Annotated in this window: 20 protein-coding genes and 1 pseudogene; 8 read left to right on the top strand and 13 right to left on the bottom strand. The window is 71.3% G+C overall.

Annotated features, from left to right (window positions below; translation table 11 throughout):
• Nucleotides 1-3: 3 nt before the first annotated feature.
• From FQY64_RS04780 to FQY64_RS04745, 8 genes are all read right to left on the bottom strand, one after another.
• A complete protein-coding gene (locus FQY64_RS04780) occupies nucleotides 4-576 on the bottom strand; it encodes a DsbE family thiol:disulfide interchange protein (protein WP_146472564.1) in 573 nt (190 codons plus the stop codon).
• Nucleotides 573-2,495, bottom strand: a complete 1,923-nt coding sequence (locus FQY64_RS04775; RefSeq protein WP_146472563.1) for a heme lyase CcmF/NrfE family subunit — start codon at nucleotides 2,493-2,495, stop codon at nucleotides 573-575. The genes FQY64_RS04780 and FQY64_RS04775 overlap by 4 nt, the downstream gene beginning before the upstream one ends.
• A 186-nt stretch (nucleotides 2,496-2,681) precedes the next feature.
• On the bottom strand, nucleotides 2,682-3,164 hold the full coding sequence (gene ccmE / locus FQY64_RS04770; RefSeq protein WP_146472562.1) for a cytochrome c maturation protein CcmE: 483 nt from the start codon (nucleotides 3,162-3,164) through the stop codon (nucleotides 2,682-2,684).
• Entirely contained in the window at nucleotides 3,161-3,325 is a 165-nt protein-coding gene (ccmD, locus tag FQY64_RS04765; protein WP_146472561.1) for a heme exporter protein CcmD, read from the bottom strand. The genes ccmE and ccmD overlap by 4 nt, the downstream gene beginning before the upstream one ends.
• The gene (gene ccmC, locus FQY64_RS04760; RefSeq protein ID WP_146472560.1) at nucleotides 3,322-4,077 is read right to left on the bottom strand and encodes a heme ABC transporter permease CcmC; all 756 of its coding nucleotides are present in this window, start codon (nucleotides 4,075-4,077) and stop codon (nucleotides 3,322-3,324) included. Before ccmC ends, ccmD begins: the two co-directional genes overlap by 4 nt.
• Nucleotides 4,078-4,162: 85 nt before the next feature.
• On the bottom strand, nucleotides 4,163-4,855 hold the full coding sequence (gene ccmB, locus FQY64_RS04755) for a heme exporter protein CcmB (protein ID WP_146472559.1): 693 nt from the start codon (nucleotides 4,853-4,855) through the stop codon (nucleotides 4,163-4,165).
• Nucleotides 4,852-5,505, bottom strand: a complete 654-nt coding sequence (gene ccmA, locus FQY64_RS04750; RefSeq protein WP_146472558.1) for a heme ABC exporter ATP-binding protein CcmA — start codon at nucleotides 5,503-5,505, stop codon at nucleotides 4,852-4,854. Before ccmA ends, ccmB begins: the two co-directional genes overlap by 4 nt.
• 37 nt (nucleotides 5,506-5,542) lie before the next feature.
• Nucleotides 5,543-6,013, bottom strand: coding sequence for a DUF3293 domain-containing protein (locus tag FQY64_RS04745; protein ID WP_146472557.1), 471 nt, complete (start codon nucleotides 6,011-6,013; stop codon nucleotides 5,543-5,545).
• Nucleotides 6,014-6,118: 105 nt separating this feature from the next.
• On the opposite strand from FQY64_RS04745, the gene FQY64_RS04740 reads away from it, so the two are divergent.
• Nucleotides 6,119-7,279 carry a pyridoxal phosphate-dependent aminotransferase gene (locus FQY64_RS04740; RefSeq protein WP_146472556.1) on the top strand — a complete coding sequence of 387 codons (1,161 nt, stop codon included), beginning with the start codon at nucleotides 6,119-6,121 and terminating at the stop codon, nucleotides 7,277-7,279.
• 13 nt (nucleotides 7,280-7,292) lie between these two features.
• A complete protein-coding gene (locus tag FQY64_RS04735; protein WP_146472555.1) occupies nucleotides 7,293-8,090 on the top strand; it encodes an amidohydrolase in 798 nt (265 codons plus the stop codon).
• Between the two features lie 6 nt (nucleotides 8,091-8,096).
• Here the strand turns inward: FQY64_RS04735 and FQY64_RS04730 are convergent, their stop codons facing one another.
• Nucleotides 8,097-9,458 (bottom strand): GH1 family beta-glucosidase, encoded by a 1,362-nt coding sequence (locus FQY64_RS04730; protein WP_146472554.1) that lies wholly within the window; start codon nucleotides 9,456-9,458, stop codon nucleotides 8,097-8,099.
• A gap of 118 nt (nucleotides 9,459-9,576) precedes the next feature.
• Between FQY64_RS04730 and FQY64_RS04725 the strand changes: the two genes are divergently transcribed.
• The 3 genes from FQY64_RS04725 to zipA all read left to right on the top strand — a co-directional run bounded on the left by FQY64_RS04725 (nucleotide 9,577) and on the right by zipA (nucleotide 15,066).
• A complete protein-coding gene (locus FQY64_RS04725) occupies nucleotides 9,577-10,662 on the top strand; it encodes an ABC transporter ATP-binding protein (protein WP_146472553.1) in 1,086 nt (361 codons plus the stop codon).
• Between the two features lie 157 nt (nucleotides 10,663-10,819).
• Nucleotides 10,820-14,323 carry a chromosome segregation protein SMC gene (gene smc, locus FQY64_RS04720; protein ID WP_146472552.1) on the top strand — a complete coding sequence of 1,168 codons (3,504 nt, stop codon included), beginning with the start codon at nucleotides 10,820-10,822 and terminating at the stop codon, nucleotides 14,321-14,323.
• Between the two features lie 17 nt (nucleotides 14,324-14,340).
• Nucleotides 14,341-15,066, top strand: coding sequence for a cell division protein ZipA (zipA, locus tag FQY64_RS04715; RefSeq protein ID WP_146472551.1), 726 nt, complete (start codon nucleotides 14,341-14,343; stop codon nucleotides 15,064-15,066).
• A 252-nt stretch (nucleotides 15,067-15,318) separates the two neighbouring features.
• Here the strand turns inward: zipA and FQY64_RS04710 are convergent, their stop codons facing one another.
• From FQY64_RS04710 to FQY64_RS04695, 4 genes are read right to left on the bottom strand one after another with little or no spacing between them, the layout of a single operon-like run.
• Nucleotides 15,319-15,750, bottom strand: a complete 432-nt coding sequence (locus FQY64_RS04710; RefSeq protein WP_186760855.1) for a hypothetical protein — start codon at nucleotides 15,748-15,750, stop codon at nucleotides 15,319-15,321.
• Between the two features lie 22 nt (nucleotides 15,751-15,772).
• Entirely contained in the window at nucleotides 15,773-16,129 is a 357-nt protein-coding gene (locus FQY64_RS04705; protein ID WP_146472550.1) for an immunity protein YezG family protein, read from the bottom strand.
• 27 nt (nucleotides 16,130-16,156) lie between these two features.
• A complete protein-coding gene (locus FQY64_RS04700; RefSeq protein WP_146472549.1) occupies nucleotides 16,157-16,612 on the bottom strand; it encodes an SMI1/KNR4 family protein in 456 nt (151 codons plus the stop codon).
• 33 nt (nucleotides 16,613-16,645) lie between these two features.
• Nucleotides 16,646-17,950, bottom strand: a complete 1,305-nt coding sequence (locus tag FQY64_RS04695; protein ID WP_146472548.1) for an HNH endonuclease — start codon at nucleotides 17,948-17,950, stop codon at nucleotides 16,646-16,648.
• A gap of 101 nt (nucleotides 17,951-18,051) precedes the next feature.
• Here FQY64_RS04695 and ligA point away from each other — a divergent pair, with 101 nt between their 5' ends.
• The 3 genes and pseudogenes from ligA (at nucleotide 18,052) to epmA (ending at nucleotide 21,665) form a co-directional block, all read left to right on the top strand.
• On the top strand, nucleotides 18,052-20,136 hold the full coding sequence (ligA, locus tag FQY64_RS04690) for an NAD-dependent DNA ligase LigA (RefSeq protein ID WP_146472547.1): 2,085 nt from the start codon (nucleotides 18,052-18,054) through the stop codon (nucleotides 20,134-20,136).
• Between the two features lie 20 nt (nucleotides 20,137-20,156).
• Nucleotides 20,157-20,465, top strand: a pseudogene (locus FQY64_RS14930) (endonuclease domain-containing protein); the annotation flags it as partial.
• 198 nt (nucleotides 20,466-20,663) lie between these two features.
• Complete coding sequence (gene epmA / locus FQY64_RS04685) at nucleotides 20,664-21,665, top strand: EF-P lysine aminoacylase EpmA (protein ID WP_268245297.1); 1,002 nt, start codon at nucleotides 20,664-20,666, stop codon at nucleotides 21,663-21,665.
• The last annotated feature ends 90 nt before the right edge of the window (nucleotides 21,666-21,755 follow it).

The raw sequence follows: 21,755 nt of genomic DNA, 5'->3' as shown, positions 1-21,755 counted from the left end.
CGATCACAGCCGCAACCCCGCGCCGGCCTGCTCGACCTGCTCCAGCGCCGGCAGCAGCTCGTCGCGCACCACCGCCTCGGTCAGCGGCCCGACGTGCTTCCAGCGCACGATGCCGTCGGCGTCCACCAGGAACGTTTCCGGCGCGCCGTAGATGCCCCAGTCGATCGCGGTCTTGCCCTCGTAGTCGGCGATCACCAGCCAGTACGGGTTGCCGAACTGCTCCAGCCAGCGCAGCGCGTCCTCGCGCTCGTCCTTCCAGTTGAAGCCGACCACGCGCACGCGCTTGGTCTCGGCGAAGCGGGTCAGCACCGGATGCTCGTCCTGGCAGGCCGGGCACCAGCTTCCCCAGACGTTGAGCACGTACGGCGCGCCGCGCAGGTCCTGGCTGCGCACGATCCGCTGCGGTTCGTGCAGCACCGGCAGCGCGAACGCGGGCGCGGGCTTGCCGATCAGCGGCGAGGGCAGGGCCTCGCGGTTCCCGCGGCGGCTGATCAGCACGCCGGCCAGCAGCAGCGCCCCCAGCGCGAGCGCGATCGCCAGCGGCACCCAGCGCGCGGCGTTGGATCGTTCGGTCATGCGGCAACCTCCTGCGTGCGGCGGAAGCGGCGGTCGGCGGCGGCGACGAAGCCGCCCAGCATCATCAGCAGCGCGCCGGCCCAGATCCAGCGCACGAACGGTTTCACGTGCACCCGCAGCGCCCAGGCCTCGCCGCCGAGCGGTTCGCCGAGCGCGACGTACAGATCGCGGGTCAGGCCGCGCTCCATCGCCGCCTCGGTCATCACCTGGCCGCCGCTGGCATAGGCGCGCTTCTCCGGATGCAGCACCGCCAGCGGCCGGCCGTCCTCGAACACGGTGACGGTGGCGCGGTCGGCCACGTAGTTCGGACCGCGCAGGCGCTGCACGCCGTCGAAACGGAACGCGTGGCGGTCGAGCTCGACGCGCTCGCCCGCGCGCACCGCGACCTCGCGCTGCACGTTCAGGCCCTCGACCAGCAGCGCGCCGACCAGGAACACCGCGATGCCCAGATGCGCGAGAGTCATGCCGAGCATCTCGGCGGTCATCCGCGAGCCCGGACTGCGCAGGCGCGCCCACACGAAGCGCAGCGTGCCGGCCGCGACCCAGACCGCGCCGCCGATGCCGGCGGCGACCTTCCACGGTCCCTGCGGCGCGAGGAAGAACGCCGCGACCGCGGCGCCGAGCGCCAGCCCCAGCCACGGCAGCAGCATCGCCGCGGGCCTCGCGGCCTGCTCGCGCTGCCACTTGAACAGCGGCCCGAACGGCAGCACCGCCACCAGCGGCGCCATCAGCACGGTGAACAGCAGCGCGAAATAGGGCGGGCCGACCGAGATCTTGCCCAGTTCCAGCGCATCGGCCAGCAGCGGATACAGCGTGCCCAGCAGCACCATCGCGCACGCCGCCGACAGCAGCAGGTTGTTCACCAGCAACAGGGTCTCGCGCGAGCTCGGCGCGAACGGCTTGCCGCCTTCCTCGCCCGGCGCGCGCAGCGCGTACAGCAGCAGCGAACCGCCGACCACGATCGCCAGGAACACCAGGATGAACATGCCGCGCGACGGGTCGGCGGCGAACGCGTGCACGCTGGTCAGCACGCCCGAGCGCACCAGGAACGTGCCGAGCAGCGACAGCGCGAACGTGGCGATGGCGAGCAGCAGCGTCCAGCCGCGGAAGCTGCCGCGCTTCTCGGTCACCGCCTGCGAATGCAGCAGCGCCGCGCCCGCGAGCCACGGCATGAAGCTGGCGTTCTCGACCGGATCCCAGAACCACCAGCCGCCCCAGCCCAGCTCGTAGTACGCCCACCACGAACCGAGCGCGATGCCGAGCGTCAGGAACGCCCAGGCGACGTTGGTCCACGGCCGCGTCCAGCGCAGCCAGCGGGCGTCGATGCGGCCGTCCAGCAGCGCCGCGATCGCGAACGCGAACGGCACCGCGAAGCCGACGTAGCCCATGTAGAGCATTGGCGGGTGGATGATCAGGCCGGGATCCTGCAGCAGCGGATTGAGGTCGCGGCCTTCCGGCGCGGCCGGCAGCAGGCGCTCGAACGGGTTGCTGGTGAAGATCAGGAACGCGAGGAAGCCGACGCTGACGATGCCCATCACGCCGAGCACGCGCGCGATCACCTCCGCCGGCAGCCGCTGCGAGAAGCGCGCCACCGCGCCGGTCCACAGCGCCAGCACCAGCGCCCACAGCAGCAGCGAGCCCTCGTGCGCGCCCCACACCGCGGAGTAGCGGTACATCACCGGCAGCAGCGAATTGCTGTTCTGCGCGACGTAGCGCAGCGAGAAGTCCTGCACCACGAACGCGTGCGTCAGGATGGCGAACGCCAGCGCCACCAGCGCCAGTTGCGCATAGGCCGCCGGCCGCGCGACCGCGGTCCACGCGGCGATCCCGCGCTGCGCGCCCACCAGCGGCAGGATCGCCTGCAGCACCGACACCAGCAGCGCGAGGACGAGGGCGAATTGACCGAGTTCGGGAAGCATGGCGTCAGCGTGCGTCGGGCCCCTCTCCCGCGTGCGGGAAAGAGGTTGGGGTGCGGACCTCGGGTCCGGAACGAGCGGCGAAGAGCCCTGGACGTGCATGGCTCCCCCACAGGGCGACGTCCCTGGGTTCCCGCTTTCGCGGAACCGACGGGAATGCGGGCCGGACGCCCTGCGAACGTAGGCCCATCACGGCGCCGTGCCCGCCGCCGGCGCGTCCTGCACGTTGTGCTTGCGGTGCGCCTTGCCCATCTTGTCGGCCACTTCCTTGGGCATGTAGGTCTCGTCGTGCTTGGCGAGCACCTGTTCGGCGACGAAGCGCCCGCCCTGCATGCGGCCGGTGGCGACCACCGCCTGATCCTCGCGGAACAGGTCGGGCAGGATGCCGGTGTAGACCACCGGCAGCTCGGCATCGCCGTCGGTGACGCGGAAGTGCGACTCGAGCGAACCCTCGGCGCGCTTGAACGAACCCTTGGCGACCATGCCGCCCAGACGGAAGCGCGCGCTGCCGTCGGCGACGTTGGCGCCGGCCTCGCCCGACAGCACTTCGCTCGGCGTGTAGAGGTAGGCGACGTTGCGCTGCAGGGCCATCGCGATCAGCGAAACGGCGACGGCGCCCGCGGCGAGCAGCGCGAGCACCCAGAGCAGACGGCGGCGGCGGGTCGGGTTCATCGGGTGAGTTCTTCCGGAGTCGGACGGGGCGCCTGCCGCTGCGCGCGGCGACGGGCCTCGCGCAGTTGGCGGCGGATCTGCAGGCGGGTGGCGAGGAAGTCCCAGCCGAGCACGAGCACGAACACCGCGTAGGCGGCGATCACATATTCCTGATAGCTCATGCGCGCGCTCCGCGGCGGGCCAGTTCGGCCACCCACGCCTTGCCGGCCTCGCGCCGCAGGTTGTCGGCGCGCGCGCGGTCCAGCAGCGCGCCGAGGAACCACAGCTTGGTGCCGACGATCATCCAGATTAGCGGCGGCAGCATGCTCGCGTCCATCGACGATTCGCCCAGCAGGCGGATGGTCTGGCCCTGGTGCAACGAGTTCCACCACACCACCGAGTAGCGGATCACCGGCAGCAGCGCGACGCCGACGATGGCGAGCAGGCCGGCGGCGCGCGCGGCGGCGCGGCGGTCGTCGATCGCGTGGTAGAGGCCGATCACGCCGAGGTAGAGGAACAGCAGGATCAGCTCGGTGGTCAGGCGCGGATCCCAGTCCCACCAGGTGCCCCACATCGGCTTGCCCCAGATCGAGCCGGTGGCGAGCGTGATCACGGTGAACGCGGCGCCGATCGGCGCGCACGCCATCGCCAGGATCTCGCACAGCTTGATCCGCCAGATCAGCGCGATCGCGGCGTACAGCGCCATCAGCGCGAACACCGCCATGCTCATCCACGCGCTTGGCACGTGGATGTAGAGGATGCGGAAGCTGTCGCCCTGCTGGTAGTCGGCCGGCACCTGGAACAGCGCGCCGTACAGGCCGACCGCCATGGCGAGCAGGCCGAGGCCGTAGCCCCACGGCGCCCAGCGCGCGGCGAAGCGGTCGAAGTACGGCGGCGAGCCGAGTTGGTGGAACCAGCGGACGAGCGGATTCATCGGGTCGGGTCCGGACCGGAGGCGGGTCTTCGGGGGCGTATTGTCCCCGATCGGCAGGTCGGCCGTTTGATCGGGCTCAAGCGGTTCAGCTCAGGGCGATGCGGATCGCGGCCGCGGCGGCGAGCGGCGCCAGCACCACCGCCACCGCCAGCCCCGCCGCGAGCAGCAGCAGGGCGCCGACGGGATCGAGCCCCTGCGCGGCCGCGGCCACGCTGCCGGCGCCGAACACCAGCACCGGCACGTACAGCGGCAGCGCCAGCAGCGCGACCAGCACGCCCGAGCGGCGCATGCCCACGGTCAGCGCCGCCACCACCGCGCCCAGCAGGCTCAACAGCGGCGTGCCGAGCGCCAGCGACACCATCAGCACGGGCAGTTGCGCGCGCGGCAGGTAGAGCAGCTCGCCCAGCAGCGGCGTGGCCAGCAGCAGCGGCAGCGCGGTGGTGGCCCAGTGCACGGCCGTGCGCACCGCGACCAGCCAGGCCAGCGGCACCGGCGCCAGCATCCATTGTTCGAGCGAGCCGTCCTCGGCATCGCCACGGAACAGGGAGTCGAGCGCCAGCAGGCCCGCCAGCAGCACCGCCAGCCACAGCACGGCGGGGGCGACCTTCGCCAGCGCCTGCGGCTCGCCGCCCAGGCCGAGCGCGAACAGCACCACCACCAGCAGCGCGAACAGCGCCGGCTGCAGCGCATCGCCGCGGCGACGCCAGAGCAGACGCAGGTCGCGCGCGAGCAGCGCGCGCGCGGTGCCGGCGAGGGTGGGCACGAGGGCGTTGCTCATGCGGCCGCTCCCGTCCGTTCCAGCACCAGCATGCGCGTGCGCACCGGCGGCGCGGCGTAGGCGCCGTGGGTGGTGACGAGGGCCGCGCCGCCGCCGCGCAGGTGCGCCTGCACCATCCGGTTCACCAGTTCGATGCCGGGCAGGTCGAGGTTCGCGTACGGTTCGTCGAGCAGCCACAGCGGCGCCGGCGCCAGCCACATGCGGGCGAGCGACAGCCGTTTCTTCTGACCGGCCGACAGTTGCCGCGCCAGCGCGTCCTCGTAGCCGGCGAGGCCGACCATCGCGATCGCCTGCTCCGGAAGCTGCGCGCGCCGGCGGCCGTGCAGGCCGCACAGGAAACGCAGGTTCTCCAGCGCGGTGAGGTCGGCCTTGAACGCCGGCAGATGGCCCAGGTAGGCGATCGCCCGCGCGCGCCGCGCCGCGCTGGCCGGTTCGCCGTCGATGCGGATCTCGCCGGCGTCCGCGCGCAGCAGGCCGGCCAGCACGCGCAGCAGGGTGGTCTTGCCGGAGCCGTTCTCGCCCTGCACCAGCAGCGCCTCGCCCGCGTCGACGGCGAAGTCGAGCGGACCGAACACGGGCTCGTCGTTGCGCGTGAAGCGCAGGCCGCGGGCCTCGAGCAGCGGCGGCGCGGCGGAAGCGGTCGGGGTCATCGGCGGGTTCGGCGGCGGAGCGGGCCGCGAGAGCCGGTCATTCTACCCACTCGGTCCAGTCGGCCGGCGGCGCGTGCGGCGGCCGTGGCAGCAGCATGTGAAGACGCACCGGCTCGCCGCGCGTCCATGCCAGCACGCCGGCCTGGCCGAATTCGCGCGCCAGCGCGTGCGCCTCGTCGAACGCGATCTCGCCCAGCAGCCAGCCGTCCTCGTGCCACGCGCCGTCCTCGGCGCTGGCCCAGGCGCGCGCGTGCAGGACGCCGGCCTGGCGCAGGCGCTCGCGGAGCAGATCGTCGGCGAGCCGGTTGGCCTCCGCCGGCTGCGGCAGCGAGCGCGGATTCCACGCGGTCAACAGAACGTAGCGTGCCGCCGGCCAGTACGCCTCCAGATCGCGCGTGCGCGCGCCGACGCGCAGATCGAAGCGGTCGCCGTCGAGCGAAACGCCATAACGCGCGTTGCGGTAGGCCTCGGCGAGGGCGGACGGATCGGGCTGGACGGGCTCGTTCATCGCCACAGTGTCCCGTGCGCCGCCGTCGTCCCGCAAACGCGACGCGCGCAACCGGTTCACCGGCTTTCCGTACACTTCGGCACTCCCTCCACCGCCGAGCGCGCGATGACCGACACCGTCGTCCCCGAGACCAAGCTGCCGAAGGTCGGCACGACCATCTTCACCGTCATGTCGCAACTGGCGATGGAGCACGGCGCGGTGAACCTCGGCCAGGGCTTTCCGGACTTCGAGGTGCCGCCGCGGCTGGTCGAGGCGCTCGCGCGCGCCATGCGCGAAGGCAGGAACCAGTACGCGCCCATGACCGGCGTGCCCGCGCTGCGCGAGGCCATCGCCGGCAAGACCGAGCGCTGCTACGGCTGGCGCCCGGACGCCGACACCGAAATCACCGTCACCTCCGGCGCGACCGAGGCCATCTTCGATGCCGTGCACGCGGTGGTGCGGCCGGGCGACGAGGTCGTCGTGCTCGACCCCTGCTACGACTGCTACGAGCCCGCGATCGAGCTGGCCGGCGGGCGCGCGGTGCACGTGCCGCTGGATCCGCTCACCTTCGCGCCCGACTGGGAGCGCGTGGAGCGCGCGATCACCCCCAGCACGCGGATGCTGATGATCAACAGCCCGCACAACCCGTCCGGCGCGATGCTGACGCCCGAGGACATGGCGGAGCTGACGCGGCTGGTGCAGTCGGCGGGCCTGTACCTGCTGTCCGACGAGGTCTACGAGCACATCGTGTTCGACGGCCGCCGGCACGAGTCGGTACTGCGTTATCCGGAGCTGCGCGAGCGTGCGTTCGTGGTGTCCAGCTTCGGCAAGACCTACCACTGCACCGGCTGGAAAGTCGGCTACTGCATCGCGCCGCCGCTGCTGTCGGCGGAGTTCCGCAAGGTGCACCAGTACAACGTGTTCTGCACGTTCGCGCCGGCGCAATGGGCGTTCGCCGAGATGATCGCGCACGAGCCGGAGCACTACGAACGGCTCGGCGCGTTCTACCAGGCCAAGCGCGACCGCTTCCAGCGCCAGCTCGCGCAGACCCGGCTGCGCCCGCTGCCGGTGCCGGGCGGCTATTTCCAACTGGTCGACTACTCGGCGGTGAGCGATCTCGACGATCTCGCGTTCTGCCGCTGGCTGACCGCCGAGAAGGGCGTGGCGGCGATTCCGTTGTCGCCGTTCTACGCCATCGCGCCCGAGGGCCAGCGCCTGGCGCGCCTGTGCTTCGCCAAGAACGAATCCACGCTGGACGCCGCCATCGAGCGGCTGAAGGCGCTCTGAGCGGGAACTGCCGATGAAGAACCTCCGCGTCTCGATGGTCCAGGGCGATACCCGCTGGCTCGATCCGGCCGGCAATCGCGACTACTACGGGCATCTGATCGCGCCGCTGCATGGGCAGACCGACCTGGTGCTGCTGCCGGAGACGTTCACCAGCGGCTTCAGCAACGAGGCGGTGCGCAACGCCGAGACCATGGACGGTCCGACGGTGGCGTGGATGCGCGAACGGGCGGCCGAACTCGATGCCGCGCTGTGCGGCAGCGTGCAGTTGCGGGCGGACGGGCAGATCTACAACCGTCTGCTGTTCGTCACGCCCGACGGCGACGTGCAGACCTACGACAAGCGCCACCTGTTCCGCTACGCGAAGGAACACGAGCGCTACGCGCCGGGCCGCGACCGGCTGACGGTGGAGTGGCGCGGCTGGCGGATCTGTCCGCTGATCTGCTACGACCTGCGTTTCCCGGTGTTCTCGCGCAACCGTTACGACGTCGAGCGGCCGGGCGGTCTGGATTACGACCTGCTGGTCTACGTCGCCAACTGGCCGGCGGCGCGTTCCTACGCCTGGCGCACGCTGCTGCGCGCGCGCGCGATCGAAAACCTCTGCTTCGTCGCCGGCCTCAATCGGGTCGGCACCGACGGCAACGGCCTGCGCTACGACGGCGAGAGCGCGATCATCGATTTCATGGGCCATCCGGTCAGCGAATGCGCGGACGAGGAGGTCGTGGTCACCACGACGCTGATCGGCCCGACCCTCGACGAGCACCGCCGGCACTTCCCGGCGATGCTGGATGCCGACGCCTTCGAGCTGCGCTGAGGCGCGTCAGTAGGGCAGCGGCTCGCCCAGCGCGCGGCCGTGGCTGCGCACGACGTTCGCGTACCAGCGACCGCTGTCCTTCACCGTGCGCTGCTGCGTGGCGTAGTTCACGTGGACGATGCCGAAGCGCTTGGAGTAGCCCAGCGACCACTCCAGGTTGTCCAGCAGCGACCACACCATGTAGCCGCGGATGTCGCAGCCGGCGCGGATGGCCTCGTGCACGGCGCGCAGGTGCCTGCGCAGGTAATCGATGCGCAGCGGGTCGCGCACGCGCCCGCCCTCGGCCACCGGCGGGTCGAAGAACGCCGCGCCGTTCTCGGTGACGTACAGCGGAATGTCGCCGTAGGTGCGCCTGACCCACAGCAGGGTGTCGGTCAGCCCCTGCGGGAACACTTCCCAGCCGGTCTCGGTGTAGGTGGCCGACGGCTGCTTCACCGCGCCCGCCTTCAGCGGCCAGCTCCCGTCGGCGCGGGTGACGTTGCGCGTGTAGTAGTTGATGCCCAAGAAATCGAGCGGCTGGCGGATCAGCGCGAAATCCTCCGCGGGCCAGTCGGGCCAGGCATCGCCGAAGATCTCGCGCAGCTCGGGCGGGTAGTGGCCGAGCAGGGCGGGGTGCAGGTACTGCTCGTTCATGTACGCGTGCGCGCGCCGGGTGGCCGTCTGGTCCTCGGGCGCGTCGCTTGCGGGGTACTTCGGCTCGATGTTCACCACCAGGCCGATCTCGTGGCGGCCGACCGCGCGGTAGGCCTGCACCGCGGCGCCGTGCGCGCGCATCAGGTTGTGGCTGGCGATCGGCGCTTCGTACTTGTTGCGATGACCGGGGGCGAGCGCGCCGTGCAGGTAGCCGCCGTCGGTGATCACCCAAGGCTCGTTGAGCGTGACCCACTTGCGCACGCGGCCGTCCAGCGCCTTGGCCATCACCGTCGCGTACTCGGCGAACCAGCCCGCGCAGTCGCGGTTGAGCCAGCCGCCGCGGTCGTCCAGCGCCGCGGGCAGATCCCAGTGGTAGAGGGTGAGCAGCGGCTCGATGCCGGCTTCCAGCAGCGCATCGACCAGCCGCGAGTAGAAATCGAGCCCGGCAGGATTGACCCGCCCGGTGCCCTCCGGCAGCACGCGGCTCCACGACACGCTGAACCGGTACGCCGTCAGCCCCAGCTCGCGCATCAGCCGCACGTCGTCCTTCCAGCGCCGGTAGTGATCGCAGGCGACGTCGCCGGTATCGCCGTTGTGGGTGAGGCCGGGCGTGTGCGCGAACCGGGTCCAGATGCTGGGACCGGCGCCGTCGGCCAGCGGCGAGCCTTCGATCTGGTGCGCGGCGGTCGCGGCTCCCCACAGGAAACCGTCGGGAAAGGCGAAGGCGTCGGTCATCGCGGGCTCCGGACGTGCTGCACGGCGGCATGCGTGAAAACGGTTACATGGGCAGAATAGCGGACCTTGGCGCCCGTTGCACCGGACCCGGGCGCACTTTCCCCAGCGAGGCGGACCGATGGCGGGTGTCACCCTGGAGCGGCTGCGCAAGGTCTACGGCAACGGCCACGCGGCCGTGGACGAGGCCACCTTCGAGGTCGCCGACGGCGAGCTGCTGGCGCTGGTGGGGCCCTCCGGCTGCGGCAAGTCGACCCTGCTGCGCATGATCGCGGGGCTGGAATCGATCACCTCCGGCGAGCTGCGGATCGGCGGGCGGCGGGTGAACGACGTTCCGCCCCGCGACCGCGACATCGCCATGGTGTTCCAGAGCTATGCGCTCTATCCGCACATGACGGTGGCCGAGAACCTGGGCTTCGCGCTGCGCCTGCGCGGTGCGCCGCGCGCCGCCATCGACGCGCGGGTGCGGGCGGTGGCGGCGATGCTGGAGCTGGGCGATCTGCTCGACCGCCGCCCGGCGGCGCTGTCGGGCGGGCAGCGGCAGCGTGTCGCGCTCGGCCGCGCGCTGGTGCGCGAGCCGCAGGTGTTCCTGCTCGACGAGCCGCTGTCCAACCTCGACGCCCGTCTGCGCGCCGGCATGCGGGTGGAGATCGCGCGGCTGCACCGGCAACTGGGCGCGACCATGATCTACGTCACCCACGACCAGATCGAGGCGATGACGCTCGGCCAGCGCATCGTCGTCCTGCGCGACGGGCGCATCCAGCAGATCGACACCCCGATGGCGCTGTACGACCGGCCGGCCAACCTGTTCGTGGCCACCTTCCTCGGCAGTCCGGCCATGAACGTGCTGCGCGGCCGGCTGGTGCGCGCCGACGGCCTGCGCCTGCGGCGCGCGGACGGTTCGCAGGTGCCGCTGCCCGACGGCTTCCGGCCGCCCGCCGCGGCGCTGGAGGCCGAGGTGGCGCTCGGCATCCGGCCCGAGCACCTGCGCCCCGCGGGGCCGCACGCGCCGCTGCAGGCCGAGCTGGAGCTGGTGGAGCCGGTCGGCAACGAGATGTTCCTGAACCTGCGATGCGGCCGCGATGCGCTGGTCGCGCGCACGCCGCCCGGCCCCATGCCCGAGCCCGGCGCGCGCATCGGGCTGACGTTCGACGGCGCCTGTGTGCATCTGTTCGACGCCGCGAGCGGTGCCCGCCTGGGCGTCTGAACCGCGTCCGCGCAGGGTCGGGCCCGCCGGTATACTCGCGTGAAACCGCGGTGCAGCCGCGGCCGTCGTGCCCAGTCCGATCAGGGGGTTGGGCGATCAAGTTGATCCCGTTTCTCACCGACGGCGCGACCCGCGCCGGCGAGGGGCCGTCCGCCGCATGCGTCTGTCCACCATCAAGCTGTCCGGGTTCAAATCGTTCGTCGATCCGACCACGCTGCACCTGCCGACCAACATGACCGGCATCGTCGGGCCCAACGGCTGCGGCAAGTCGAACATCATCGACGCGGTGCGCTGGGTGATGGGCGAAAGCTCGGCCAGCCGCCTGCGCGGCGATTCGCTGACCGACGTGATCTTCGCGGGCAGCACCACCCGCAAGCCGGTGTCGCAGGCCACCGTCGAGCTGATCTTCGACAACTCCGACCGCACGATCACCGGCGAGTACGCCGCGTTCAACGAGATCTCGGTCAAGCGCACGGTCGGCCGCGATGGCCAGAGCAACTACTACCTCAACGGCACGCGCTGCCGCCGGCGCGACATCACCGACCTGTTCCTCGGCACCGGCCTCGGTCCGCGCAGCTACTCGATCATCGAGCAGGGGATGATCAGCCAGATCATCGAGGCCAAGCCCGAGGAACTGCGCGTCTACCTCGAAGAAGCGGCCGGCATCTCCAAGTACAAGGAGCGCCGCAAGGAGACCGAGACCCGCATCCGCCACACCCGCGAGAACCTCGACCGCCTCAACGACCTGCGCGAGGAAGTCGGCAAGCAGCTCGAACACCTGCGCCGCCAGGCGCGCCAGGCCGAGCAGTACCAGGCGCTGCAGGCCGAGCGCAAGGTCAAGGATGCGGAGTGGAAGGCGCTGGAATACCGCGCGCTCGATGCGAAGTTGCAGGCCCAGCGCGAGAAGCTCTCGCAGCAGGAGACCCGCCTGCAGCAGCTGATCGCCGAGCAGCGCGAGGCCGAGCGCGAACTGGAAACCGGCCGCGCCCGCCGCGACGAGGCCGCCGAGGCGCTGAGCAAGGCGCAGGCCGCCAGCTACGAGGTCAGCGCCACGCTGGCGCGTATCGAACAGCAGATCCAGCACCAGCGCGAGATGACCGCGCGCCTGCAGCGCGCGCGCGAGGAGGCCGAACAGGCGCTGGCCGAACTCGGCCAGCACATCGGCAGCGACGCGACCAAGCTGCAGGTGCTGCGCGAGGCGGTCGAGCGCGACGAACCGCGCCTGGAGCAGCTGCGCGAGGAGGACGAGGCGCGCCAGGAGGCGCTGCGCGAGGCCGAGGCGAAGCTGGCCGACTGGCAGCAGCGGTGGGAGGCGCACAGCCGCGCGCAGGCCGAGGCCGCGCGTGCGGCCGACGTCGAGCGCACCCGCATCGAGCACCTCGACCGCCAGGCGCTGGACGCCGAACGCCGCCGCGAGGCGCTCACCGCCGAGCGGGCCGGGCTCGACCTCACCGCGCTCAGCGAAGCGTTCGCCGAACTGCAGCTTCAGCACGAGGAGCGCAAGGCCGCGCTCGAGGTGCTGACCGAGGACCTGGAAGCCCGCAAGCGCGCGGTCGCCGAGGTGCAGGAGCAGCAGCGCGCGACCCAGCAGGAGCTGGCCGACGTGCGCAAGCAGGCGCAGGCCGCGCGCGGCCGGCTGTCCTCGCTGGAGACGCTGCAGCATGCCGCACTCGGCCAGGAGCAGGGCGCCGCGCTGGCCTGGCTGCAGGCGCGCGGGCTCGATAACGCCACCCGCGTCGGCGAGGCGCTCGACGTCGAGGCCGGCTGGGAAGGGGCGGTGGAGGCCGCACTCGGCCAACTGATCGAGGCGGTGCTGGTCGATGCGCCGGAGACGCTGGTCGATGCGCTGGCCGAACTGGCCGATGGCCGTCTGGCGCTGGTGTCGCCGCAGCGCGACGCCGCGACGTATTCCGCCACGTCGCTCGCATCGAAAGTGCAGGGCCCGGCCGCGATCCGCGCGCTGCTGGCGCCGCTGCACGTGGCCGACGACCTCGCCGCCGCGCGCGCGCTGCTGCCGTCGCTCGGGCCGCACGAGTCGGTCATCACCCGCTCCGGCGAGCGCCTCGGCAGCGGCTGGCTGCGGGTGTCGCGCGCCACCGCGCCGACCTCCGGCGCGCTGCTGCGCGAAAAAGAGATCCACGCCCTGCGCGCCGAGATCGAATCGCTGCAGGCGCGCGAGCGCGAGCTCGAAGCGCGCCTGACCGAACTGCGCGACCGCCTGCTCGCCAGCGAGCAGCAGCGCGAGGACGCCCAGCGCAGCCTGTACCTGGCGCACCGCGGGGTGTCGGAACTGGCCGGGCAGATCCAGAGCCAGCAGGGCCGCATCGATTCCGCGCGCGGACGCATCGAGAAGATCGATGCCGAACTCGCGCAGCTCGCGGCCACGCTGGAGACCGCCCGCGAGCAGGCGCGCGAGGCCCGCGCGCGGCAGGAGGACGCGGTCACGCGCATGGCCGAGCTGGAAGAGACCCGCCAGCGGCTCGAAGCCGAGCGCCGCACGCTCGGCGAAGCCCGCGACCATGCCCGCACCGCCGCGCGCGAGGTGCGCGACGCCGCGCATGCGCTCGCGCTCACGCTGGAATCGCAGCGCACCCAGATCGCCGCGCTGTCGCAGGCGCTGGAACGCATGGGCGGCCAGCGCGGCCAGCTCGACCTGCGGCTGGAGGAACTCGGCCGCCAGCTCGCCGAGGGCGACGCGCCGGTGCGCGAGCTGGAGCAGCAGCGGCAGGTCGCGCTGGAGCAGCGCGTGCTGGCCGAGCAGCACCTCGCGTCCGCGCGCAGCGCGCTCGACGGCATCGACCACGAGCTGCGCCGCTTCGAGCAGATCCGCCAGCAGCGCGACGAGCAGGCGATCCAGCAGCGCGAGGCGATCGGTCAGCGCCGGCTGGAACTGCAGGCGCTGATGCTGAAGGCCGAAGGCCTGACGCAGGCGATCCAGGAAGGCGGCTTCGTGCTCGATGACGTGCTCAACGGCCTGTCCGACGACGCCGACGCGGCGACCTGGGAAAAGGCGGTCGCCGACCTCGATGCGCGCCTGCGCCGGCTCGAGCCGGTCAACCTCGCGGCGATCCAGGAACACGCCGAGGCCGCGCAGCGCAAGGAGTACCTGGACGCCCAGCACGCCGACCTCACCACCGCGCTGGAGACGCTCGAGGATGCGATCCGCAAGATCGACCGCGAGACGCGCGGCCGCTTCAAGGACACCTTCGACCGCGTCAACGCCGGCATCCAGGAGCTGTATCCGCGCCTGTTCGGCGGCGGCCACGCCTATCTGGAGCTGACCGGCGAGGACCTGCTCGACACCGGCGTTGCGATCATGGCGCGCCCGCCGGGCAAGCGGGTGTCCAACATCTCGCTGCTGTCCGGCGGCGAGAAGGCGATGACCGCGGTGGCGCTGGTGTTCGCGATCTTCCGCCTGAATCCGGCGCCGTTCTGTCTGCTCGACGAGGTCGACGCGCCGCTCGACGAGGCCAACGTCGGCCGCTTCTGCGCGATGGTGTCCGAGATGAGTGAACAGGTACAGTTCCTGTTCGTGACCCACAACAAGGCCACCATGGAGGCGGCGCGCCAGCTCATGGGCGTGACCATGCGCGAGCCCGGCGTGAGCCGCCTGGTGTCGGTCGATCTGGCCGAGGCCACGCGCCTGGCCGGCGCCGCCTGAGGGCCGAGGAGGATCCGATGTCTGACATGATGCTGCTGCGGCTGGGCATCCTCGTCGCCGGCCTGCTGCTGATCGGCGCGATCTACTTCTTCGGTCGCCCGCGCAAGCCGGGGCAGGGCCGCCGCATGCCGCGCGAGACGCGCGCGGAGGCGGCCGACGAGCCGACGCTCGCCGAGCAGCTCGAACGCGAGATCGGCGCCGAACCCGCCATCGCCCAGCCCGAACTCGACCTCGCGCCGCGCGAGCGCCCGGCGCCGCCGCACAGCGAACTCGGCCGCCGCGTCAGCGAGGAGTTCGACAAGATCGTCACCGTCTACCTCGCCGCGCGCGCCGGCCGCAAGCTGCATGGCCCCGACATCGTGGTCGCCGCCGAGAAGGCCGGTCTGGTGTACGGCCATATGGGCGTGTTCCACCGCCTGATCGAGAACCACCCCGAGCGCGGCCCGATCTTCAGCGTCGCCAACATCATGAAGCCGGGCAGCTTCGACATGGCCAACATCCAGGCGCTGGAGACGCCCGCGCTGGCGTTCTTTCTCACGCTGCCGGCGCCGATCTCCGCACTCGACGCCTGGGAAACGATGCTGCCGACCGCCCAGCGCATGGCCGAGCTGCTCGACGGCGTGGTGCTCGACGACCAGCGCAACGCCCTCGGCCGCCAGCGCATCGCCCACATCCGCGACGAGATGCGCGCCTACGACCGCCAGCGCGAAGCCCCGCCGCTCACCAGACCCACCCGCTGGTAACCCCGTTGCAGGAACGGCTTCAGCCGCGACCGAGCGCTCACCGCGTTTGAGCCCCTCTCCCGCGTGCGGGGTGGGGAGGCGCGCTTGCAAGCCGCAGGCTCGCGCGCCGACGAACGCCCGCCGCGCTGCGGCGGGCCGGAGAGGGGTCGGGGTGAGGGCGCGCGCCGCAGGCGCGCATGGCTCGTCTGCACCTGAAGCGATGTTTGATGTACGAGGCCGCGCGATGTTGGGCTTCGCTGCGCTCAGCCCAACCTACGGCAACGTGGCCCCTCTCCCGTGCTGCGGACGAGGGGTTGGGGTGAGGGCGTCCGCGGATCTCGCGCGCTCCGCGACCCGGCGCACCGTCGCCGGCGTGACCTCCCACACCTCGGGCCGCTCGTACTCGAAATCCACCGTCACCTTCCCATCGGCGCGATCCAGCCGAACCACGCACGCGCGCCACGGCCCCTTGCCTTCCACCTGCGTTGCCGCACGCAGATCGTCCAGCAGGTCCTCGATCTCGAACGAGGCCGGAGTGGCAGGCTCGCCTGGCGCATCGCCGCGGTAGCGGAACCCGTTGAGCTTGCTCACGCCGTCGCCGTACCAGGCGACGAGTGCGTACTGATCCCACGGCGCGGCGTTGACCTTCGGATCGGTCGCCAGGCGCTCCGCGATCGAGGCGAGGATGAGATCGGACGACTTCACGCGGGCCTCCTGCATGCGCCCGCTACGAAGTCGCCTGGTCGAAGGCGAAGTCGAGCGAGAAGCGCCCATCGCGCTGCAAGGTGAAGCGGCAACCGTTCCACACCTCACCGCCGTCCTGCCGCAACCGCTCGCGCATGTCGATGAGGACATCGCCGATATCGCCGGCCGCGGTCGCCGGATGCTCGGCCATCGAGAAATACCGCGGCGTTCCATCGGCGCCGCCGTAGGTAAAGCGGACTTCCGACCAGTCGTCGCCGACGGTCGCTTCGGCCGTGATCCAGTCCGCCTCTGCAGGCAGGAGCGTTCCGAGGATCGCGCCGATTCTCTCCAACCGCACATCGCTCGGCTTCAACTCGGGTGAAATCCTCTGCTCGGACATGCTCCGTCGCTTCCGGGGACCGGTGGGTCACTGTTCGCGAAGCTTCGCAAGAAGCTCGGCAAACGAATCCGCCACGCGGATTTTTCCTGCCGGGTCGGTGGGCTCGGCTTCGTGGTTGAGAAAAACGATCGGCGGCTGCCTTTCTCCAGCGGCGTAGTCGTAGGCGAAGCAACTGCCGCCACCGTTGTCGGCGATCGGCACGACCTTCGGATACAACCGCCGCCACACGGCCGCCACCCGCGTCATCTCGTAGTCGGCCGCATAGCCATCTGCCGTGCTGCTGACGTGCAGCAGCGGTCCGAACGTCACGGGATTCATTGCGTCGGCATGCAGGACGTTCCGTGTCGGCAGGCGGCCCTGATGCCGGCGCAAGGCATCGCGGAAATCATCCGGCAGCGTGACGCCCAACGTGTGCTCCACGCGAGCGATGTCGGCATCGCTCGCCGGCGGAACGTCGAGATACTCTTCCCAGTCGATGGTCATGGCCCAGGGTCGAAAGGAATCGGGCGCCTGAGTCTACTTGTAGCCACCGCCCCAGATCGACATGCCACCGGTGTGCGGCACATGGGCCTGGTGCTCGGCACGCACGACCAGCTGCATGCGGCCGACGTCCTGGTGATGGTGCCACGTCAAACCCGGTGGCGGCGCCGAGGAGGGCGGCTGCTTGGTCAGATGCTTCACTTGCGCCGCGTCGAGCCCCATGTCTTTGGCGAGCTCGGGGTTCTGACGCAGTAGAGTGCCTAGACGCTCGTTGGCGTAGCGGAAATGATCGGCCTCCTTGCCCGTGCCCAGCAGATGATCGGGAACGAAGGTGTCGAACCTGCTGTTGAAGATCGGGAAGCCGTTCGCGTCCTTGGTGATGGTGTAACCGTCCTTGGTCACCGTCTGCCCCGCCTCCTTCGAAAGAATCACGGTCTTCGTGGTCCCTGCTTCGGGTCCGTGGGTCACCTCGACCTTACCATTGCTCACCTGCGGCAAACGTGAGGCGTCCGTCAAGCGGCTAGCGGCAGCGGGATCGATCACGCTCGTTCCACGCAGATCCAACTTCACGTTGGCCGGAAGCGGCGTGCCATCCGCCATTCGCGGACCGGTCGTGGGGGTCTTGGCCGCGCCGGAGAAGAACTCGTCCAGCTTGCCCTTCATCGACCGCACGGCATCGCGCGCCGGGCCGGGCAGGGAATCGACCGGCGCGGCGTCGATGGCGTCCTTGATCTTCCTCAGCGCGGGCCGAAGCTGGTCGGCGAAGCCGGGGTCGAGTTTCGCCAGTTCGACCGCCCGTTCGATCACCTTGCCGAACTTGCCGAGCTTGCCCAGCTTGGCCGCATCGCCGAGGTAGGGGATCACGCCCACGGCCGACAGCCCGGCATCGAGCCAGTTGCCGCGCCAGATCGAGATGCCGGCGTTGGTCAGATCGGCGAACGGCGTAGGTTCGAAGATGCCGACGATGTCGAGCGCGATCTGGCCCAGATCGAGCAGCAGCTCCTGTTTCTCCTTCGCCAACCGGGCCTCGTCGGCCTGCCGCAGCGCGCCGTCCGCACGTGCCACGCGCGCATCCGCGCCCGGCGCGCCGGCGGGCGCGTCCGCCGCCGCGTCGCGCAGGGCGCGCAGGGTCTCGGCGCCGCGCGGTTGCGCCGCGAGCGCGGACAACTGCGCATCGCTAAGGGCATCGAGCGTGCGTGCCGCCAGCCCCGCGCGGTCCGCGGCCGGCGCCTGCTGCAACGCGGCCAGCAGCGCGCCGGCATCGCCCGCGGCGTCGCGCAGAAGATCGTCCCACCGGTGGAACTGCGGCGTGCTGCCGCCGATCCGCGCCAGTTGCGTCATGGCCTCGACTCCGTCGCTTCCGCGCTCAGGCTCGCCCGCCGCACGCGCCGCGGCCACCTGGGGCCGACCCGAGGGTGCGCGGCCCGCGTTAAAGTTTCCCGATGAGCGCCGATCCCGCCGCCCGCATCGCCGAACTGCGCCGCCTCGTCGACGAGGCGAACTACCGCTACTACGTCCTCGACGACCCGTCGATCCCGGACAGCGAGTACGACCGCCTGCTGCGCGAGCTGCAGGCGCTGGAGGAGCGGCATCCGGAGCTGGCCGATCCCAACTCGCCCACCGCGCGGGTGGGCAATGCGCCCTCGGAACGGTTCGCGCCGGTGCGCCACGCGGTGCCGATGCTGTCGCTCGCCAACGCCTTCAGCGACGAGGAGGTGGCCGACTTCGTCGCGCGCATCGCGAAGGAAACCGGCGATGCCGAGCCGGTGTTCTCGGTCGAACCGAAGCTCGATGGTCTCGCGATCAGCCTGCGCTACGAGCACGGCCGCTTCGTGCGCGGCGCCACGCGCGGCGACGGCAGCACCGGCGAGGACGTCACCGCCAACCTGCGCACCATCCGCGCCATTCCGCTGACCCTGCCCGAAGACGCGCCGCCGGTGCTGGAGGTGCGCGGCGAGGTGTTCATGCCGCGCGCGGCGTTCGAGCGCTACAACGCCTGGGCGCGCGAGCATGGCGAGAAGACGCTCGCCAACCCGCGCAACGGCGCGGCCGGTTCGCTGCGTCAGCTCGATCCGCGCGTAACCGCGCAACGTCCGCTGTCGTTCTTCGCCTATTCGCTCGGCGAGGTGGAAGGGGCCGCGCTGCCGCCGACGCATTCGCAGACGCTGGCCTGGCTGCGCACGCTGCACTTTCCCGTTTGCCCGGAGACGCGCACCGCGCGCGGCCTCGATGGCCTGCTGGCGTATTTCGCCGAGATCGGCGCGCGCCGCAACGCCCTGCCGTACGACATCGACGGCGTGGTCTACAAGCTCGACCGCTACGACCAGCAGCGTGCGATGGGCTTCGTCTCGCGCGCGCCGCGCTGGGCGCTGGCGCACAAGTTTCCGGCGCAGGAAGAGGCGACGGTGATCGAGGCGATCGACGTGCAGGTCGGCCGCACCGGCGCGCTGACGCCGGTGGCGCGGCTGAAGCCAGTGCAGGTCGCCGGCGTCACCGTCACCAGCGCGACCCTGCACAACGCCGATCAGGTGGCGCGGCTGGACGTCCGCGTCGGCGACAGCGTGATCGTGCGGCGTGCGGGCGATGTCATCCCCGAGGTCGTGCGCGTGATCGAGGAACGGCGCCCACTCGATACGCACGGACAGCCGTTGCACCCCCCGTATGCGTTGCCGACGGCGTGCCCCGTGTGCGGCTCCGCCGTCGAGCGCGAGGAGGGCGAGGTGGTCGCGCGCTGTACCGGCGGCCTGTACTGCCCGGCGCAGCGCAAGCAGGCGCTTCTGCATTTCGCCTCGCGCCGCGCGATGGACATCGAAGGCCTGGGCGAGCGCTTCGTCGAGGCGCTGGTGGATTTCGGCTACGTGAGGACCGTGGCCGATCTCTACACGCTCACGCTCGACGATTTCCTGCAGATGAAGCGCCGCGCCGACGAGCGCGACGGCACGGTGCCGGAGACGGTCAAGGCGGGCAAGATCGCCACCCGATGGGCGGAGAACCTGCTGGCCGCGATCGACCGCAGCCGCCGCACCACACTGGAGCGCCTGCTGTACGCGCTCGGCATTCGCGACGTCGGCGAAACCACGGCGAAGACGCTCGCGCGCTACTTCGGCGCGCTCGATCCGATCATGGCCGCCGGCGAGGCGGCCTTGCTCACGGTGCCCGACATCGGTCCGGTGGTCGCCTCGCGCATCGCGCATTTCTTCGCCGAACCGCACAACCGCGAGGTGATCGCCGCGCTGCGCGCCAACGGCGTGCACTGGCCCGAAGGCCCGCCGCAGCGCGCCAGCGACGGCCCGCTGGCCGGCAAGACGGTGGTGCTCACCGGCGGGCTGTCGTCGATGAGCCGCGACGACGCCACCGCCCGGCTCGAAGCGCTCGGCGCCAAGGTGTCGGGCAGCGTGTCGAAGAAGACCTCGATCGTGGTCGCCGGCGAAGCGGCCGGCAGCAAGCTCGCCAAGGCGCAGGAGCTCGGCATCGAGATCTGGGACGAGGCGCGCCTGCTGGCGTTTCTGGCGGAGCCGGGCGCTTGAATCCGGCCGAGGCGAGGGAGATGGATCACGCCAGACGATTGCGCAAGGAACAGACCGACGCCGAGGCACTGCTGTGGCGGCATCTGCGCAACCATCAGCTTGGCGCGAAGTTCCGGCGGCAGCACCGCGCGTTGGGCTTCATCCTCGATTTCGCTTGCGTCGAAAGGGCGCTCGCAGTGGAGCTCGACGGTGGACAGCATGCGGAGGCTGGCCATGCGGCGGCCGATCGCCGACGTACCGCGCGGCTTGAAGCGGCTGGATGGCGGGTGCTGCGCTTCTGGGATCACGAGGTGTTGCAGCACCCGGAGGCGGTGGTCGATGCGATCTGGCGCGCCTTGCAGGCGCGCCCCCCTCACCCCGGCCCTCTCCCCCGCAAGCGGGGGAGAGGGGGATACGGCGGGCGTCGCATGGAACGCGAGTGCTTTGAAGGCTCCTCTGGGGTGAGGGGGGCAAGCGCCAGCGACGTTTCGTCTTCTCGCCTCGCCGCTTCGTCCCCCTCTCCCCCGCTTGCGGGGGAGAGGGCCGGGGTGAGGGGGACAAGCGCCGGCGACGCACCGCCCGCCGACTGGCGCCCCTCGGCGCCCGTCGAAGCGCTCCGCCTGCGCGCCCGCCTCAACGCGTCGATCCGCGACTTCTTCGCCCGACGCGGCGTGCTGGAAGTGGAGACGCCGGTCCTGTCGATGGCCGGCAACACCGACCCCAACATCGCCTCGTTCTCGCTGGAGTTCTCCGGTCGCACCGACGGCGCGCCGCGCACGCGCTGGCTGCGCACCTCGCCGGAGTTCGCGCTCAAGCGTCTGCTCGCCGCCGGCATCGGCGACTGCTACGAGCTGGGCCGCGTGTTCCGCGACGGCGAGGCCGGCGGCCGGCACAACCCCGAGTTCACCATGCTGGAGTGGTACCGCGTCGGCTGGGACCACCGCCGGCTGGCGCGCGAGACCGCCGAACTGGTGCAGGCCGCGCTGGCGCTGGTCGGGCGCGAGGCTCGCCTGCGCGAGACCACGTTCCGCGATCTCTACCGCGACGCACTCGGCCTCGACCCCTTCACCGCCAGCGAAGCCGAACTGCGCGCGGCGCTCGGCGACGTCCGCATCGATCCCGACGGACTGGCCCGCGACGACTGGCTCGACCTGCTGATGACCCATCGCATCCAGCCGGCGTTCCCGCGCGAGCAACTGCTGGCGGTGATCGACTACCCCGCTTCGCAATGCGCGCTGGCGCGTATCCGCCACGGCGATCCGCCGGTCGCCGAGCGTTTCGAGCTCTACCTCGGTCCGCTGGAACTCGCCAACGGTTATCACGAGCTGCTCGATGCGGCCGAGCAACGCGCGCGCTTCGAGCGCGACCGCGCCACGCGTCTGGCGCGCGGTCATGTTGCGCCGCCGCAGGACGAGCGTCTGCTGGCCGCGCTGGAAGCGGGCATGCCGGCCTGTGCGGGGGTCGCGCTCGGCGTCGACCGCCTGCTGATGGCGATGCTGGACACCGACCGCATCGCCGACGTGCTTGCCTTCGCGTTCGACCGCGCCTGAGCCGGGTGAACGGCGACTGCACGCGCGTTACCCGCCCGTGAAGTTTTCGGACGGGGTTCATTTGCACGGGCTAGATTCGGCGGTGTCCAA

It is taken from the genome of Vulcaniibacterium thermophilum (assembly GCF_007923255.1).
In the GTDB taxonomy this organism is placed as follows: domain Bacteria; phylum Pseudomonadota; class Gammaproteobacteria; order Xanthomonadales; family Xanthomonadaceae; genus Lysobacter_F; species Lysobacter_F thermophilum.
Note: the sequence above shows the minus strand (reverse complement) of the source record. Positions and strands in the feature narration are given on the sequence as shown.